Raw genomic sequence first — 14,449 nt, 5'->3', positions numbered from 1 at the left:
GTCCAGGCTTGTCTAGTTGGCCTTCACCACCAAGCTGGTCCGGTAAGAAAGATCCTGCGAATCCACCGCCTCCACGGTCAGCGTGCCCTCCGTGTGCGGCACGAAATAGAAGCGGAAATTCGGATTCTCACTGATGGAGATATCGGTTTCCGCGCTCAGGATGCGCTTGCCGTTGTAGGCCACGTCCAGATGCCTGACGAAATGCGGCGGCGTATAGAGCCGGGTCACCTGGTCCATTGCCAGCCCGGAAAAATTCGGGTGCCGGATCATGAGCTGCACCTGCTGCGGCTGGTCCAGCGTGCCGGACTGCTCCAGCGCCAGCTTCATCTTGCCGATGCCGGCGGCCGCTTCGGCCGGGTCCTTGCCCGCCGGCGCCGAGCAGCCGCCGGATGCCTTGACGTAGTTGCTGCTCATGTGCAGGCTGCCGTCATTCATTTCCACGATGACGCGCACATCGGTATATTCCTCGATCCTGACCCGTGTTTCGATGTCGGCCCGGCCCAGGTCCGGCGTCATGCTGAACACCGCCGCCACCGGCGCCGGGTTCTTGTCGATCACGAGATAGAGCTTGCTGATATAGCGCTCGGGGCTTTGCGGCACCCGGGTTTTGATGGTGATCGGCACTACCGCCGCATCCTGCGCCCGCGCCGGCGTTACCAGTTCCACCATCAGTGCGGCATCGGTGGCGATGGCACGGTTTTGGAACAGGCCCGGCCTGATCCTGCTCCAGTTGTCGGCGGCGACGGCCGGTTGCAGCATGGCCGCTGCCGCCAGGGCAATCAATGCGGCGGTGCAGGCCTGGCGCAGGCGGTGCGTCGGCCTGGCCGGCGTGGCATGGAGGTTTCGCATCAGTTTTCCCATTCGAGTTCGGTATAGGCGGTGGTGACATTGCGACGGTGGTAGGCATCGAACAGCAGCCAGCCGGAAGCGGGCGCATGCTCGGCCTGCGCTACGGTGTCGGCCAGGGTCTTGCTGGCCTTGATCGCGGCCCTGGTGTCATTCTGCAGCGCCTGCAGATAGCGTTCCTGCGGGTCGAGTGCGGCGGGCCAGTCGTCGGTCACGGGACCATGGCCCGGTATCGCAATGCGTACCGGCATCTGCCGCAAGTCGCGCATCACGGCCAGCCAGCCCTTGAGGCTGCCATCCAGCGACGGCACGCGCTCCTCGAACAGCAGGTCGCCCAGCCACAGCGTGCCGGTCTTGCGATCCAGCACGGTGAGATCGGCGTCAGTATGAGCGGTAGGCCAGGCACGCAGCAGCAGTTCGCGTCCGCCCAGATCGATCGTCATTTCCCCGGTCACCGACTGCCCGGGTAAGATCATTGCCGTACGCGCGGCCTGCTGCTCGCCAAGCTCGCGTGCCAACGCCTTGCGGTAATGCGGCCACCGGGCCTGCAGCGCCGCGCCCAAACGCTGATGCCCGACGAAGGCGGGCTTGTCAGTGGCGAAGGCGGCATTGCCGAATTCATGGTCCGGATGGGCATGGGTGTTGATCACGTGACACACCGGCAGGCGGGTGCGCTGCCGTATCGCCTGCCGCAGCCGGCTGCCCACTTCGGCGCTACCGCCGGTGTCGACCACGGCAACGCAATGTTCTCCGACGATGAAGCCGATGTTGGCGATGTCGCCGTGGTTGCCGCTGCTGGTTTCCTGATGCAGGCCCTGGTGGACGAAGATGCCGGGCGCCACTTCCCGCATCGACAAGGCCGTTCCCTCCGCGCTGGCAGGCACGGCCAGGCAGAGCGAGCAGGTCATCAGCAGGCAGGCAAGACTGCGCATGCCCATCGGCACTATCCTTTCCGAGGCTTGTGGCCACTGCCGCACGCGACGGCCTCGCAGGCGCTGCGTCGGGCGTGGACCCCGCACCGTGGGCTGCAAGCGCCATGCCAGTAAGGCTGCCATCGCGTGCCGCGCAGGCATACCGGCCGGCAGCGCATCCGCTACGAAATTGGAACATTGCCTGCCCGTCTTGTTCATTTAGAGGGACAACCGCTGCCGTTGCCGATGCAGCCGCCCAGCCTTATGCATCAGCAAAGCCGCGCTGATCACGCCTTGCCGGACTGGCATGCTAACTGCTACTCCAAGCCTGCCGGGATGGATGCGATCGTTAGCCAGGCCGGCGACAGTGATCGCAACGTTGATGCACAAGTTTGAATACAACAGGAGGCAGACATGGTTTCAGCTTTACGGTTAAGGCATTTGCTGTTGCTGGCGGGGGCGGTATCAGCCACGGGAAGCGCTGTTGGCGCTGAGGATCTGCAGCAGGCGGCAAAGAGTCCGAAGAACTGGGCAATGCAGGCGGGTAACAACGCCAACCATCGCTATAGTTCGCTCGCCCAAATCAACAAGGGCAATGTAAAGAACCTGCAGGTTGCATGGACATTTTCGACCGGTGTGCTGCGTGGCCATGAAGGCGGCCCGCTGGTGATTGGCGACACCATGTATGTGCACAGCCCCTTCCCCAACAAGGTCATGGCGATCAACCTGGAGGATCAGAGTATCCGGTGGAAATACGAGCCCAAGCAGGATGCGGCCGTGATCCCAGTAATGTGTTGCGACACGGTCAATCGCGGCGTGGCCTATGGCGACGGCAAGATCATCCTGCAGCAGGCCGATACCACCATGGTGGCGTTGGATGCCAAGACCGGCAAGGAAGTATGGAAGGTCAAGAATGGCGACGCGAAGATCGGCGAGACTAATACCAATGCGCCGCATATTTTCAAGGACAAGGTCATCACCGGCATCAGCGGCGGCGAATTCGGCGTGCGCGGCCGCCTGACCGCGTACGACCTCGCCACCGGCAAGGAAGTCTGGAAGGGCTACAGCGTCGGCCCCGACAATGAAATGCTGATCGACCCGGAAAAGACCATGACCTGGACCGACGGCAAGATGGCGCCGGTCGGCAAGGACTCTTCCATCAAGACCTGGAAGGGCGACCAATGGAAGATCGGCGGCGGCACCACCTGGGGCTGGTACAGCTATGACCCTGAAACCAACTTGGTCTATTACGGCACCGGCAATCCGAGCACCTGGAATCCGGCCCAGCGTCCGGGCGACAACAAGTGGTCCATGACCATCTTCGCGCGCGACCTCGACACCGGCATGGCCAAGTGGGTGTACCAGATGACGCCGCATGACGAATGGGACTATGACGGCGTCAATGAAATGATCCTGGCCGACATCAAGGTCAAGGGCAAGCCGCGCAAGGCGCTCGTGCACTTCGACCGCAACGGCTTTGCCTACACCATGGACAGGGTCAGCGGCGAACTGCTGGTGGCCGAGAAATTCGATCCGGTGGTCAACTGGGCCAGCCATGTCGACATGAAGACCGGCCGTCCGGTGGTGCAGGCAAAGTACAGCACCGCGCAGAATGGCCCCGACGTCAACACCAAGGGCGTCTGCCCGTCGGCCCTGGGCACCAAGGATCAGCAGCCCGCTTCCTACTCGCCCAAGACCGGCCTGTTCTATGTGCCGACCAACCATGTCTGCATGGACTATGAGCCGTTCCAGGTCGACTACACCGCAGGCCAGCCGTATGTGGGCGCCACCCTGTCGATGTATCCGGCCCCGAACAGCCATGGCGGCATGGGCAACTTCATTGCCTGGGATGCCGGCACCGGCAAGATTGTCTGGTCCAAGCCCGAGAAATTCTCGGTCTGGAGCGGCGCGCTGGCCACCGCCGGCGACGTGAACTTCTACGGCACGTTGGAAGGCTACATCAAGGCCGTGGACAACCAGGGCAAGGAACTGTGGAAGTTCAAGACGCCATCCGGCATCATCGGCAACGTCACCACCTGGGAATACAAGGGCAAGCAGTATATCGGCGTGCTCTCCGGCATCGGCGGCTGGGCTGGCATCGGCATGGCGGCAGGACTGGAGAAGGACAATGAAGGCCTGGGCGCAGTCGGTGGCTACCGCGAGCTGTCGAAGTACACCGAGCTGGGTGGCGTGCTGACCGTGTTCACCCTGCCGGGCAAGTCGTAAGGCATGACGCCGGCCGCATGCATGGGCCGGCGCTTTACAAAAAACGAGGGAAGGCCGGCGCGGTTCGTTGCCGGTCTTCCCCGACAAGGAGATATTGATGAGGTTGCGTGTTACAGCAGTCGCAGTAGTGATCGCGGGCCTAGCCGGCCTGCTTGCTTCTCAGGTCCAGGCGCAGGCCGACGGGGCCAAACCGGCTGATGGTGCAAAACTCTATACCGTGGTCGACGGCAACAAGGTCGACGCCAATACCCTGAAGGGCTGGCGCACCTGGCGCGCGATGGCATGCGAACGCTGCCATGGCGCCAACCAGGAAGGCATGGTCGGCCCGTCCCTGATCGACAGCCTGAAGGTGCTGTCGAAGGACCAGTTCAAGGACACCGTGCTGAATGGCCGCGTCGACAAGGGCATGCCCAACTTCGGCGGCTCCGAACAGGTCACGCAGAACATCGACAATCTCTATGCTTATCTGAAGGGCCGCTCGGACGGCGCGATCAAGCCGGGGCGGGTCGAGAGCATGGAGAAATGAGCCATGCAACGCGATGGCAATAGCAGGCTAGGTGCCATGCCGGCACGCGCGGCAGCAGGCTTGCTGTTTGCCCTGGCGCTGGGCAGTGCTGCGGCACAGGCGCCCGCACCTGCAGCGACAGGCAGTCCAGACGATCGTTACGACAGGGACAAGGTGCTGCGCGTCTGCCAAGACCCCAACAACCTGCCACTGTCGAACAGGGAAGGCCGTGGCTTCGAGAACCGGATTGCCGAACTGCTTGCCGGTAAGCTTGGCTGGAAGGTGGAGCATACCTGGTACCCGCAGCGTATGGGCTTTATACGCAATACCCTGCGTGCCAAGCTGCCCGATAGCGACCAGTACAAATGCGACCTCGTGACCGGCGTCTCCACTGATTTCGAAATGGGCCTGGCGACCAAGCCCTATTACCATTCCACCTATGCGCTGGCCTACGTCAAGGGTCGCGGCCTGGACGACGTATCCACCCCGGAAGACCTGGCCAGGTTACCGGCCGAGCGCAGGCAGAAGCTACGCATCGGCGCCTTCGCCAGGACGCCGGCCGTGGACTGGCTGCTCAACAACGGCTTGATCGACCAGATGGTGTCCTACCAGCACCAGACCGGCGACCCTGACCAGTATCCGGGCCAGGTGGTCGAACGCGACCTTGCCAGCGGCGCGCTGGATGCCGCCATCGCCTGGGGACCCATCGTCGGCTACTTCGCAAAGAAAGCCGAGGCTGCGCCGATTGCGGTGGTGCCCTTCATGCCGCCGGACAAGAACGGCGTGCGCTTCGACTTTAGCATCGCCATGGCAGTGCGGCATGGCGACAAGGCGCTGCGCGACCGCATCAATGGCATCATCGACAGCAGCCGGCCGGAGATCGAGGCCGTGTTGAAGGAATATGGCGTGCCGCTTTTGCCGCTCGAGCAGAAATAAGCCGCGTTGACAACGGCGCATAGCCGGGAACGATAGGGAGAACGGCCGATGAACATGAATGCCTGCTTCACTCTGCGGCCGCTGATGCGGCCAGCGCGGGCGGCCGTTGCCGCCTTCCTCGCCGTTGGTGCAATGGTGCTTGCAGCCGGCAGCGCCACGGCTCAGAACATCACCGCGGCAGAGAAGTTGCTGTTCCAGACCAGCCATTTGCAGAACGTCACCGCGCCCAGGGTGCTGCGCTACCGGTACGTCCGTCAGGATGCCGAAGGCGCCGGCTTCAGCGACGAGGTGCTGGTGGATGTCGCCGCCAGGAACAGCGACGGGAGCGCCAAGGTATCTTCCGAATTCCTGCATGGCGAACGCCAGCTGCCGATTGCGGCGGTGCAGGAAGCGCAGGGCAACCCGGCGCTGCTGGGCTTCCTTGAACGCGACATCGCTGAAATGAAGCGCCTGACCGGCGGCTCCACCAGTTATTTCCGCAAGCGCATCCGCATGGCACTGGCTGAAAATGCCCGCGTCGAGGACGTAACCGTGGAATACGACGGCCGCCAGGTGCGCGGCCAGAAGGTCGCCATCCAGCCCTACCTGAACGACCCGATGGCCGAGAAGATGCCGAAGTATCTGGGCAAGCAGTATGTGTTCATCTTGAGCGATGCGATACCGGGCTCAGTGTACCGCCTGAGCGCCACCGTGCCTGCGGCGGCTGCCGGAAAGGGCGGCGCGGGCACGGCATTGATCGAGGAAACGATGACCTTCAACGGCACCAAGAGCTAGGAGCCTGACGCCTATGCTGCCCGTGTCGCGCGTTTCTTCCTGACGAGGCATTGTGAAGATACTGGCCTATGACCATCAGACCGCGCATTACGGCGATGCGCATGGCCTGCTGTCGGCCGCCAGCTTTTCGGTCGACCGTGCGCTGCAGTCCCTGATCGGCGACCTGTGCCGCCTGCCACGGGTGGAAGTCACACTGCTGCGTGACGCCACGCTGCCGGCGCTGCACCTGCCGGCTGCCGCCAAGGTGATCTCATGCACCCCCGACCAGGCGGTGGCGGCGCTGGCGGCATGTCTGTCCCGGGCCGATGCGGTATGGCCGATCGCGCCCGAGTCGGCCGGGGCGCTGGGCCTGGCTTCGACCGACATCCTGCGCCATGACCGCATGCTGATCGGCTGCCGTCCCGACGCGGTTGCCATCTTCGCCAGCAAGCACCAGACGACACGCCGCCTGCGCGCAGCCGGGGTGCCGGTGGTCGATACCTTCCGGCTGGACGAGGCGCAGGCATCGACGCAGAGCGACGCTGGCGGCGGCTGGGTGGTCAAGCCGGATGACGGCGCCGGCTGCAGCGACACCCGCATTTTCCCGGACCGCGATGCTGCCCGTACCTGGATCGCGGAGCACGACCCCACGCGCTATGTGCTGCAGCCCTACATTCACGGCAAGCCGCGCAGCATCTCGATGGTGTGCGCGGACGGCCAGGCCTTGCTGATGAGCGTCAATGAACAGCGCATGGCGGTGTTTGACAACCAGCTGCATTATCTCGGCAGCACGGTCAGCGGTGTCGATGGCATGCAGCGCGAAGCCAGGGCACTGGCGGAACAGGTGATGGCCGCCGTGCCCGGCCTGTGGGGATATGTGGGCATCGACTTCATCATGAGCGCGGACGGCCCGGTCGTACTGGAGGTCAATCCGCGGGTGACGATTTCCCATGCCGGCATGCGTCAGTCAGTCGGACACAACCCGGCGCGGCTGGTGGTAGAGCTGTTGCGCGACGGCCAGTGCGCGCCGCTGGAAGCCAAGCGCGTACGTCCGGTCAGCATTGATGCGAATGCGTTTCCGGACCATACGCAGGCGATGCGATAAAGAGGCTTCTCGCGCGCTGGGGCTGGTTAGGACCATCCGGCGTTGGCACGGCAACCCTATCTTCCCTGTCCCGGCTGACCCGTGCTCACAACAGCCTCTCCCACTTCCATCCGGCAATTTTTTCTCTGCATCAACCTATCCCCGCCCTCCGTCACTAACATGGCCGCACACCACGCCAGCCATGTAGCGCAACCACCCGAACCTGCAAGGAGAGGCAAGCGATGCGAACGATGAAAGCAGCGGTCTTCATGGGCCCGGGCGCATCGTCCTGGAGGAAAAGCCCATACCCAGGCCCAGCGCAGGCGAGGCGCTGGTCCGGATCACCACCACGACCACTGCGGCACCGACGTGCACATCATGAAGGGCGAATATCCGGTGGCGCAGGGCCTCACGATAGGCCATGAACCGGTCGGCGTGATCGAAGCGCTCGATCCCGGCGTGACCGGCTATGCGGTCGAGCAGCGCGTGGTGGCCGGGGCCATCACTCCGCGCGGCCAGTGCCATACCTGCCTCGGCGGCCACCAGTGGCTGTGCGGCAGCAAGGCCATGGGCGGCTGGCGCTTTGGCAATACCATCGACGGCGCCCAGGCCGAATACCTGCTGGTGCCCAATGCCATGGCCAACCTGGACGTGATATCGGACGGCCTGACCGACGAGAAAGTGCTGATGTGCGCGGACATCATGAGCACCGGCTTTGGCGGCGCCGAAAGCGGCGGCATACGGATCGGCGATACCGTGCTGGTCTTTGCGCAGGGGCCGATCGGCCCCTGCGCCACCGCAGGCGCCAAGTTGAAGGGCGCCAGCCACATCATCGTGTTCGACGGCTTGCCGGCGCGGCCGGCAATGGCCAAGCGCCTCGGCGCCGATCTCGTGGTCGATTACACCAGGATCAACCCGGTCGACGAGATCATGCAGCTCACCAATGGCCAGGCAGCCGATGTGGCGATCGAGGCGCTGGGCACGCAGCAGACTTTCGAAAGCTGCTTGCGTGCTGAAGCCGGGCGGTACGCTCTCCAGCCTGGGTGTGTATTCCGGCAAGCTGTCGCTGCCGCTGGATGCCTTCGCTGCCGGACTGGGCGACCACAAGATCATCACCACGCTCTGCCCGGGCGACAAGGAACGCGTGCGCCGGTTGATGAACGTAGTTGCCTCCGGCCGCGCCGACCTGAAGTCCATGGTGACGCACCGCTTCAGGCTGGACCAGATCGAACAGGCTTACGACCTGTTTGCCAACCAGCACGACGGCGTGCTGAAGGTCGCGATCACGCCGTGACCGAAGCGCGCGGCAGCTACTTCGCTGCTGCCACCGGCAGGCCGGCCAGGTAGTCGGCCAGCACGTCGATATCGTCCGGCGTCAGTGCCTGGGCGGCGGAGGTCATCACGCCATCCATCTCGCCGCGGGTCGATGCCTTGAAGCTGGCAAGCTGGGCGCGCAGGTAGTCCTTGTGTTGCCCGGCCAGGCGCGGTATGTGCTGCTGGCCCATCAGGTTGGCTGCATGGCAGGCCACGCAATTGTTCTGCACCGACAGCTGCCTGCCTTTCTCGACATTGGCCAGCGCGGTCTTGTGCTGCGTGGCCGGCGCCGGCTGCGCCGCATAGTAGGCGGCCAGGTCATTCATGTCGGCATTGCTGAGCTTGGCCGCCATCGGCGACATGATCTCGTTCTGCCGCTTGCCTTCACGGAACTGGTACAGCGCCGAGACAATGAACTGCTTGGGCTGGCCCGACAGCGATGGGAAGGCGGGGTTGGTGGAATTGCCGTTCTCGCCATGGCAGGCGACGCAGGTCTGGGCCTTGGCCCGGCCCTCCTCGGCACCGGCCACGGCCTGGCCGGCATGGGCGGACAGCAGGAGCGCGGCGGCCCAGGCCGCCGCGCCCGCCCGCCTGGAAAACAGGGAGCGGGACATCGTCATTTCTTGTAGCTCACGCGGTAGATGATGCCGTTATAGTCGTCCGACACCAGCATCGAGCCGTCGGCCATCTGCAGCACGTCGGCTGGCCGGCCCCACATCGGCGGATCGGCCTTGTCGTCGGTCATGAAGCCTTCCAGGAAGGGCTCGGACTTGGCATTGCCCTTGCCGTCGACCGTCACGCGCACCACGTTATAGCCTTGCTTGACGGTGCGGTTCCACGAGCCGTGCTGGGCAATGAAGATGTTGTTGGTATAGCTGGCCGGGAACATCTTGCCGGTGTAGAAGCGCATGCCCAGCGGCGCCACGTGCGCACCGAGGTTGAGCTTGGGCTTGGTGAAATCGGCGCAGGAGCGGTTCTTGCCATACTGCGGATCAGGGAAATCGCCCTGGAAGCAATAGGGGAAGCCAAAATGCTCGCCCTGCTTAGTGACCACGTTGAGCTCGTCAGACGGCATGTCGTCGCTGATCCAGTCGCGCGCATGCTCGGTGAACCACAGCTGTTTGGTCTTCGGGTGGAAGGCCATGCCAACGCTGTTGCGCACGCCCTGCGCATAGTTTTCCAGCATGCCGGTCTTGGGATCGACCCGCATGATGACCGCTTCCATATAGGTCGGCATTGTGATGTTCTGCGGCGAGCCGATGTTGAAGTAGAGCTTGCCGTCCGGACCCATCGCCAGGTACTTCCAGAAGTGGCCCGGCTGCTTCTGCGGGTCGAGGTTGTCGACCACCACCACGGCCTGCGGCGGGCTGTCGAGCTGGCTTTCGATGTTGTCGTAGCGGGTGATGCGGTGACGCTCGGCCACATACAGCGTGCCCTTGTCGAACACGACGCCGTTCGGGCTGTTCAGGCCCTTGAACAGGGTCTTGACCTCGCGCTTGCCGTCCTTGTCGACGATGGCATAGACATTCGACAGGTTGCGGTTGCTGACGAACACCGTGCCCTTGTCGCCCAGCGCCAGCGAGCGCGCCTCGGGCACGCCTTCGGCCCAGACCTCGACCTTGAAGCCGGCCGGCACCTTGAGCTTGTCGATCGGCAGCTCGCTGGCGGCACGGCCAGTCATGTGCGGTGCGAACGGATGCAGCGGCGAGCTGGCCTGTCCTTCCGCCATGCCCTGCTTCCAGGCTGGTGCCGGAGCAGGCGCGGCAGTAGGTGCTGCAGGCGTCGCAGGCGCCGCGGGCGTAGCTGCCAGCTGCGCCATCGCAGCTGGTCCGAACGCAATGGCGGCGCAGAGCGCGCTCAGCTTCCATGCATGATTCATGCGGGTTCTCCTCTTCTTCTGGTTGTGCGCCCGATACCGGGCTGGTGGTTGAATACGTTGTCAATGCGCTGCCAAGCCGGCATGGCAGCCGGGCGCCGGCAGCACTGGATCGCAGCCTGCAGGGGCGTTGCAAGAAAGGGGGCGATAAGAATGTCTCCGTGCCTGTACTTTTAATTGTGCGGTCGATTATACGGAGAAGTACAGAGCCTTGCCCGCTGCGCCGCCTTGCCCCATGTTCATGCGCAAGGCGCGCTTCGAACCGGACCATGATTGCTGTAGACTCGCGCCACGAGTAACTGGAAAGCAGCAGAGGAAGCATGACGGAGAATGGCCCCGAGACCCGCGCCGCGCGCGACAGGCTGCTGTGGCAGGTGACGCAGGGCAGCGAACTCCCGGCGCTGGGCGCCTCGGTGTCGGAAGTGGTGCGCATGGCGTCGGCGCAGGATGACTCGGTGCGCGAGCTGGCTTCCTTCCTGCTCAACGACGTGGCCCTGACGCAGAAGATGCTGCGCCTTGCCAATACCGTCTCTTACCGGACCGCCGGCGGCACGCCGGTCACGACGATCTCCCGCGCGATCTTCCTGCTTGGCTTCGAGACCGTCAAGACCAGCGCGCTGGCAATGCTGCTGGTCGACGGCATGAAGGGCAAGAAAGGCCAGAGCGTGCGCAACGAGCTTTCGCTGGCGCTGTGCGCCAGCGTCTTCGGGCGCGCCATGGCGCGCCGCGCGCCGTTCAAGGATGCCGAGGAAGCGGCGGTTGCGGCATTGTTCAAGAACCTGGGCCGGGTGATGGTAGCCGCGCACGATCATCTGCTCTACGGCCGCATCGCCGAGCTGGCAGAAAGTGCTGGCCTGTCGCAGTCGCAGGCATCGGCCCGCATTCTCGGCTGCAGTTTCGACGACCTGACCGAGGCGGCGCTGCGTGCCTGGAACATGCCTGATTCCATCGCCCATGCCCTGGCACCACTGCCGGCTGGCATGCTAAAGCCGGCCAAAAGCCGCGCTGAATGGATGCAGCAGGTGGCGGCCTTCAGTGCCAGTATGGCGGCCCTGCTGCCGCGCATGACCGATCCAGGAAAGGATGCCGACAGCCGTGCCGTTCTGGCCCGTTATGGCGCGGCGATGAATCTGGATGCCCAGGGCATGGCCGACCTGGTTAAGGCGGTCGCGGCGGAAGCCCGGGCGCTCAGGCTCAATGCCGAGATCGCCTTCGACGAAGAGGTGGCTGCCGAGCCTGTTGCTGCCGAGCCTGCGCCGCAGCCCGTCGCCAAGGCCGACCCGCTGGCGGAATTCCTGCTTGCCGGCGACAGCGTCGCACCATCCGCCGAGCGCCATCCCAGCGGCAAGCCGGTGCAGGCGCGTGAGCTGTTGATGGCCGGTGCCCAGGCCATGACGGAAATGATCGCCAGCGGCGCGGGCAACATCAACGACCTGATGTTCCTGGCGCTGGAAACCCTGTACGCCAGCATGGGATTTCGCTACGCCACGGTGTGCCTGCGCGACGTGCAGACCGGGCTGTACAAGTCCCGCCTGGCGCTGGGGAGCGCCACGCCGAAGCTGCAGCGGCATTTCGCCTTCGCCGCCAGTGGCAACAAGGACCTGTTCTTCCTGGCCATGCAGAACAATGCCGACCTGCTTATTGCCGACGCATCGACGATGAAGATCGCGTCGCTGCTGCCGGTATGGCATCGCACCATGCTGCCGGAAGCGCGCAGCTTCATCATCCTGCCGCTGGTCGTCAAGGGCGCGCCGATAGGCTACTTCTACGCGGACCGCACCGTCACCGCGCCCGAAGGGATCACGCCGGAGGAGACCTCGCTGCTCAGGATGATCAAGTCCCAGGTGATCGCGCGCATGACCTCCCGGGCGCCGTGAGTTGGCACTGGTGCGCTGCTCTAAGGCGGCTGGACAAGTTTGTTGTCATGCTTGAACACCACTGCTGTCTTTTCAAGCAGGCCTTGGGTGTCATGGCAGAACCTTCCTCCGGCCCGGCCCGGATCACGCTGAACGCGCCCTAGCCAGGCTTCTTCTCGCGCGGAATGCGTCCCAGCAGATGAAACTCCGGATTGGGCATCATGCCTGAAAGGTTGGCCATCCGGTTCGACAAGGCAAAAAACGCAGCGATCGCGCCGATGTCCCAGACGTCCTCGTCGCTAAAGCCGTGCGCATGCAGCGCGGCAAAGTCGGCGTCTTCGATTGCATGGGAAGCATTCGACACCTTCAGCGCGAAATCCAGCATCGCGCGTTGCCGGGGCGTGATCGGCGCCTTGCGGTAGTTGGTTGCCAGATGGTCGGCCAAGAGCGGGCTCTTCTCGAAGATGCGCAGCAGCGCGCCGTGCGCCACCACGCAATACAGGCACTGGCTCTGGGCGCTGGTGGCGACCACGATCATTTCCTTCTCGCCCTTGGTCAGGCCGCCTTCGCGCAACATCAGCGCGTCGTGGTAGGCGAAGAAGGCGCGGTATTCCTCCGGCCGGCGTGCCAGCTTTAGGAACACATTGGGCACGAAGCCAGACTTCTGCTGCACCTCCAGGATCTGCGTCCGGATGTCCTCAGGCAGGTTGTCCAGCTCGGCCAGCGGATAGCGTTCGTCGGCGCCTTGGGTCGTCTGCATGTCGTCTCCTCCTTGTAGATTGGACATGCATCTTAACCGAGCCGCCGGACGCCATGGGCCGCAGGAAGCGTCAGGCGAATCTGGTGGCGCGGGCCCGGCCGGTCGCCAGCAGCGCCAGCAGGGTCAAGAGCGCCGCCACCGCAAGGTAATAGCCGACATAGGACAGGCCGTAGTGGCTCGCCAGCCAGGTCGCGATGTAGGGCGTCAGCGAGGCGCCGAGGATGCCGGCGAAATTGAAGGTCAGCGACGAGCCGGTGTAGCGCACTTCGGCCGGGAACAGCTCGGAGAGCAGGGTGCCCAGCGGGCCATAAGTCATGCCCATCAGCGCCATGCCGAGCGACATGAACAGCGTGACCCCGGCCATGCTTCCGGAGCCGAACAGCGGCGCCAGCACTAGCCCGAACACGATGATGGCGGCCGACACCAAGATCATCGCGGCGCGCCGGCCGTAGCGGTCGGCCAGCACCGCCGACACCGGTATGGTCAGCGCAAAGAACAGCACCGCGAACAGCTGCAACTGCAGGAACTGCGGGCGGCTGTAGCCCAGCGCGCTGGTGCCCCAGCTCAGCGCAAACACCGTCATCAGGTAAAACAGCACGAAGGTCGCCAGCGCCATCACCGTGCCCAGCACCAGCATCAGGCCATGCTCGCGGAACACCGTCACCACCGGCACCTTGACCCGCTCGTTCTTCTCCAGCACCTTCTGGAAGGCCGGCGTCTCGGTAATCTTCAGACGCACGAACAGGCCAACGCCCACTAGCAGCGCGCTGGCCAGAAAGGGAATGCGCCAGCCGAACTGGAAGAACTGCGCGTCGCTCAGCACTTCGGACAGCAGCAGGAAAATGCCGCCCGACAGGAAGAAGCCGATTGGCGCGCCCAATTGCGGGAACATCCCATACCAGGCGCGCTTGCCCGGCGGCGCATTTTCTGTCGCCAGCAGCACCGCGCCACCCCATTCGCCGCCCAGCCCGAGGCCCTGGCCGAAGCGGCACAAGGACAGCAGCATCGGCGCGGTCGCGCCGATGCTGGCATACGTGGGCAGCAGTCCGATCACGACAGTGGAGATGCCCATGGTCAGCAGCGCCGCCACCAGCGTGGCCTTGCGGCCGATGCGGTCGCCATAGTGGCCGAACACGGCCGAGCCCACAGGCCGGGCGAAGAAGGCGATGGCAAACGTGGCCAGCGATTGCAGCGTGGCGGCAGTAGCGTCGCCAGGCGGGAAGAACAGTTTGGGGAAGACTAGTACCGCCGCGGTGGCATAGATATAGAAGTCGAAGAATTCGATGGTGGTACCGATCAGGCTGGCAAACAACACCGTGCCACGGGAATTGGTGGGAGGTTGATTGCGCGACAGCGCGCTGCCGGAAGAATGACTCTGCATG

Annotated in this window: 12 protein-coding genes and 1 pseudogene; 7 read left to right on the top strand and 6 right to left on the bottom strand. The window is 64.2% G+C overall.

Annotation, left to right across the window (positions count from 1 at the left end):
- Positions 1-12 precede the first annotated feature (12 nt).
- Together KTQ42_RS20490 and KTQ42_RS20485 are read right to left on the bottom strand one after the other, a co-directional pair.
- Complete coding sequence (locus KTQ42_RS20490; protein ID WP_217347447.1) at positions 13-849, bottom strand: quinoprotein dehydrogenase-associated SoxYZ-like carrier; 837 nt, start codon at positions 847-849, stop codon at positions 13-15.
- Positions 849-1,784 (bottom strand): quinoprotein relay system zinc metallohydrolase 2, encoded by a 936-nt coding sequence (locus tag KTQ42_RS20485; protein ID WP_217347446.1) that lies wholly within the window; start codon positions 1,782-1,784, stop codon positions 849-851. Before KTQ42_RS20485 ends, KTQ42_RS20490 begins: the two co-directional genes overlap by 1 nt.
- A 387-nt stretch (positions 1,785-2,171) precedes the next feature.
- Between KTQ42_RS20485 and thdT the strand changes: the two genes are divergently transcribed.
- From thdT to KTQ42_RS20455, 6 genes and pseudogenes are all read left to right on the top strand, one after another.
- Positions 2,172-3,983, top strand: coding sequence for a thiol dehydrotransferase (gene thdT / locus KTQ42_RS20480; protein ID WP_217347445.1), 1,812 nt, complete (start codon positions 2,172-2,174; stop codon positions 3,981-3,983).
- Between the two features lie 97 nt (positions 3,984-4,080).
- Positions 4,081-4,509, top strand: coding sequence for a cytochrome c (locus KTQ42_RS20475; RefSeq protein WP_217347444.1), 429 nt, complete (start codon positions 4,081-4,083; stop codon positions 4,507-4,509).
- Between the two features lie 36 nt (positions 4,510-4,545).
- On the top strand, positions 4,546-5,424 hold the full coding sequence (locus KTQ42_RS20470; RefSeq protein ID WP_217347443.1) for a quinoprotein dehydrogenase-associated putative ABC transporter substrate-binding protein: 879 nt from the start codon (positions 4,546-4,548) through the stop codon (positions 5,422-5,424).
- Between the two features lie 48 nt (positions 5,425-5,472).
- Positions 5,473-6,198 (top strand): hypothetical protein, encoded by a 726-nt coding sequence (locus KTQ42_RS20465; RefSeq protein WP_217347442.1) that lies wholly within the window; start codon positions 5,473-5,475, stop codon positions 6,196-6,198.
- 52 nt (positions 6,199-6,250) lie between these two features.
- Complete coding sequence (locus KTQ42_RS20460) at positions 6,251-7,282, top strand: ATP-grasp domain-containing protein (protein WP_217347441.1); 1,032 nt, start codon at positions 6,251-6,253, stop codon at positions 7,280-7,282.
- A gap of 221 nt (positions 7,283-7,503) precedes the next feature.
- Positions 7,504-8,555 (top strand): annotated as a pseudogene (locus KTQ42_RS20455) (alcohol dehydrogenase catalytic domain-containing protein).
- A gap of 16 nt (positions 8,556-8,571) precedes the next feature.
- Here KTQ42_RS20455 and KTQ42_RS20450 read toward each other — a convergent pair.
- Together KTQ42_RS20450 and KTQ42_RS20445 are read right to left on the bottom strand one after the other, a co-directional pair.
- Positions 8,572-9,189 carry a c-type cytochrome gene (locus KTQ42_RS20450; protein ID WP_217347440.1) on the bottom strand — a complete coding sequence of 206 codons (618 nt, stop codon included), beginning with the start codon at positions 9,187-9,189 and terminating at the stop codon, positions 8,572-8,574.
- A 2-nt stretch (positions 9,190-9,191) separates the two neighbouring features.
- Positions 9,192-10,454 carry a PQQ-dependent sugar dehydrogenase gene (locus tag KTQ42_RS20445; protein ID WP_217347439.1) on the bottom strand — a complete coding sequence of 421 codons (1,263 nt, stop codon included), beginning with the start codon at positions 10,452-10,454 and terminating at the stop codon, positions 9,192-9,194.
- Between the two features lie 317 nt (positions 10,455-10,771).
- Here KTQ42_RS20445 and KTQ42_RS20440 point away from each other — a divergent pair, with 317 nt between their 5' ends.
- Positions 10,772-12,328, top strand: coding sequence for an HDOD domain-containing protein (locus KTQ42_RS20440; protein ID WP_217347438.1), 1,557 nt, complete (start codon positions 10,772-10,774; stop codon positions 12,326-12,328).
- Between the two features lie 139 nt (positions 12,329-12,467).
- Here KTQ42_RS20440 and KTQ42_RS20435 read toward each other — a convergent pair whose 3' ends face one another.
- Together KTQ42_RS20435 and KTQ42_RS20430 are read right to left on the bottom strand one after the other, a co-directional pair.
- Complete coding sequence (locus KTQ42_RS20435) at positions 12,468-13,067, bottom strand: peroxidase-related enzyme (protein ID WP_217347437.1); 600 nt, start codon at positions 13,065-13,067, stop codon at positions 12,468-12,470.
- Positions 13,068-13,137: 70 nt separating this feature from the next.
- Positions 13,138-14,448 carry an MFS transporter gene (locus KTQ42_RS20430; RefSeq protein ID WP_217347436.1) on the bottom strand — a complete coding sequence of 437 codons (1,311 nt, stop codon included), beginning with the start codon at positions 14,446-14,448 and terminating at the stop codon, positions 13,138-13,140.
- Position 14,449: the final 1 nt, after the last annotated feature.

Origin of the sequence: Noviherbaspirillum sp. L7-7A (genome assembly GCF_019052805.1) — a bacterium.
Taxonomy (GTDB): Bacteria; Pseudomonadota; Gammaproteobacteria; order Burkholderiales; family Burkholderiaceae_D; genus Noviherbaspirillum_A.
The sequence above is the reverse complement of the archived record's forward strand: the minus strand, read 5'-3'. Positions and strand labels throughout refer to the sequence as shown.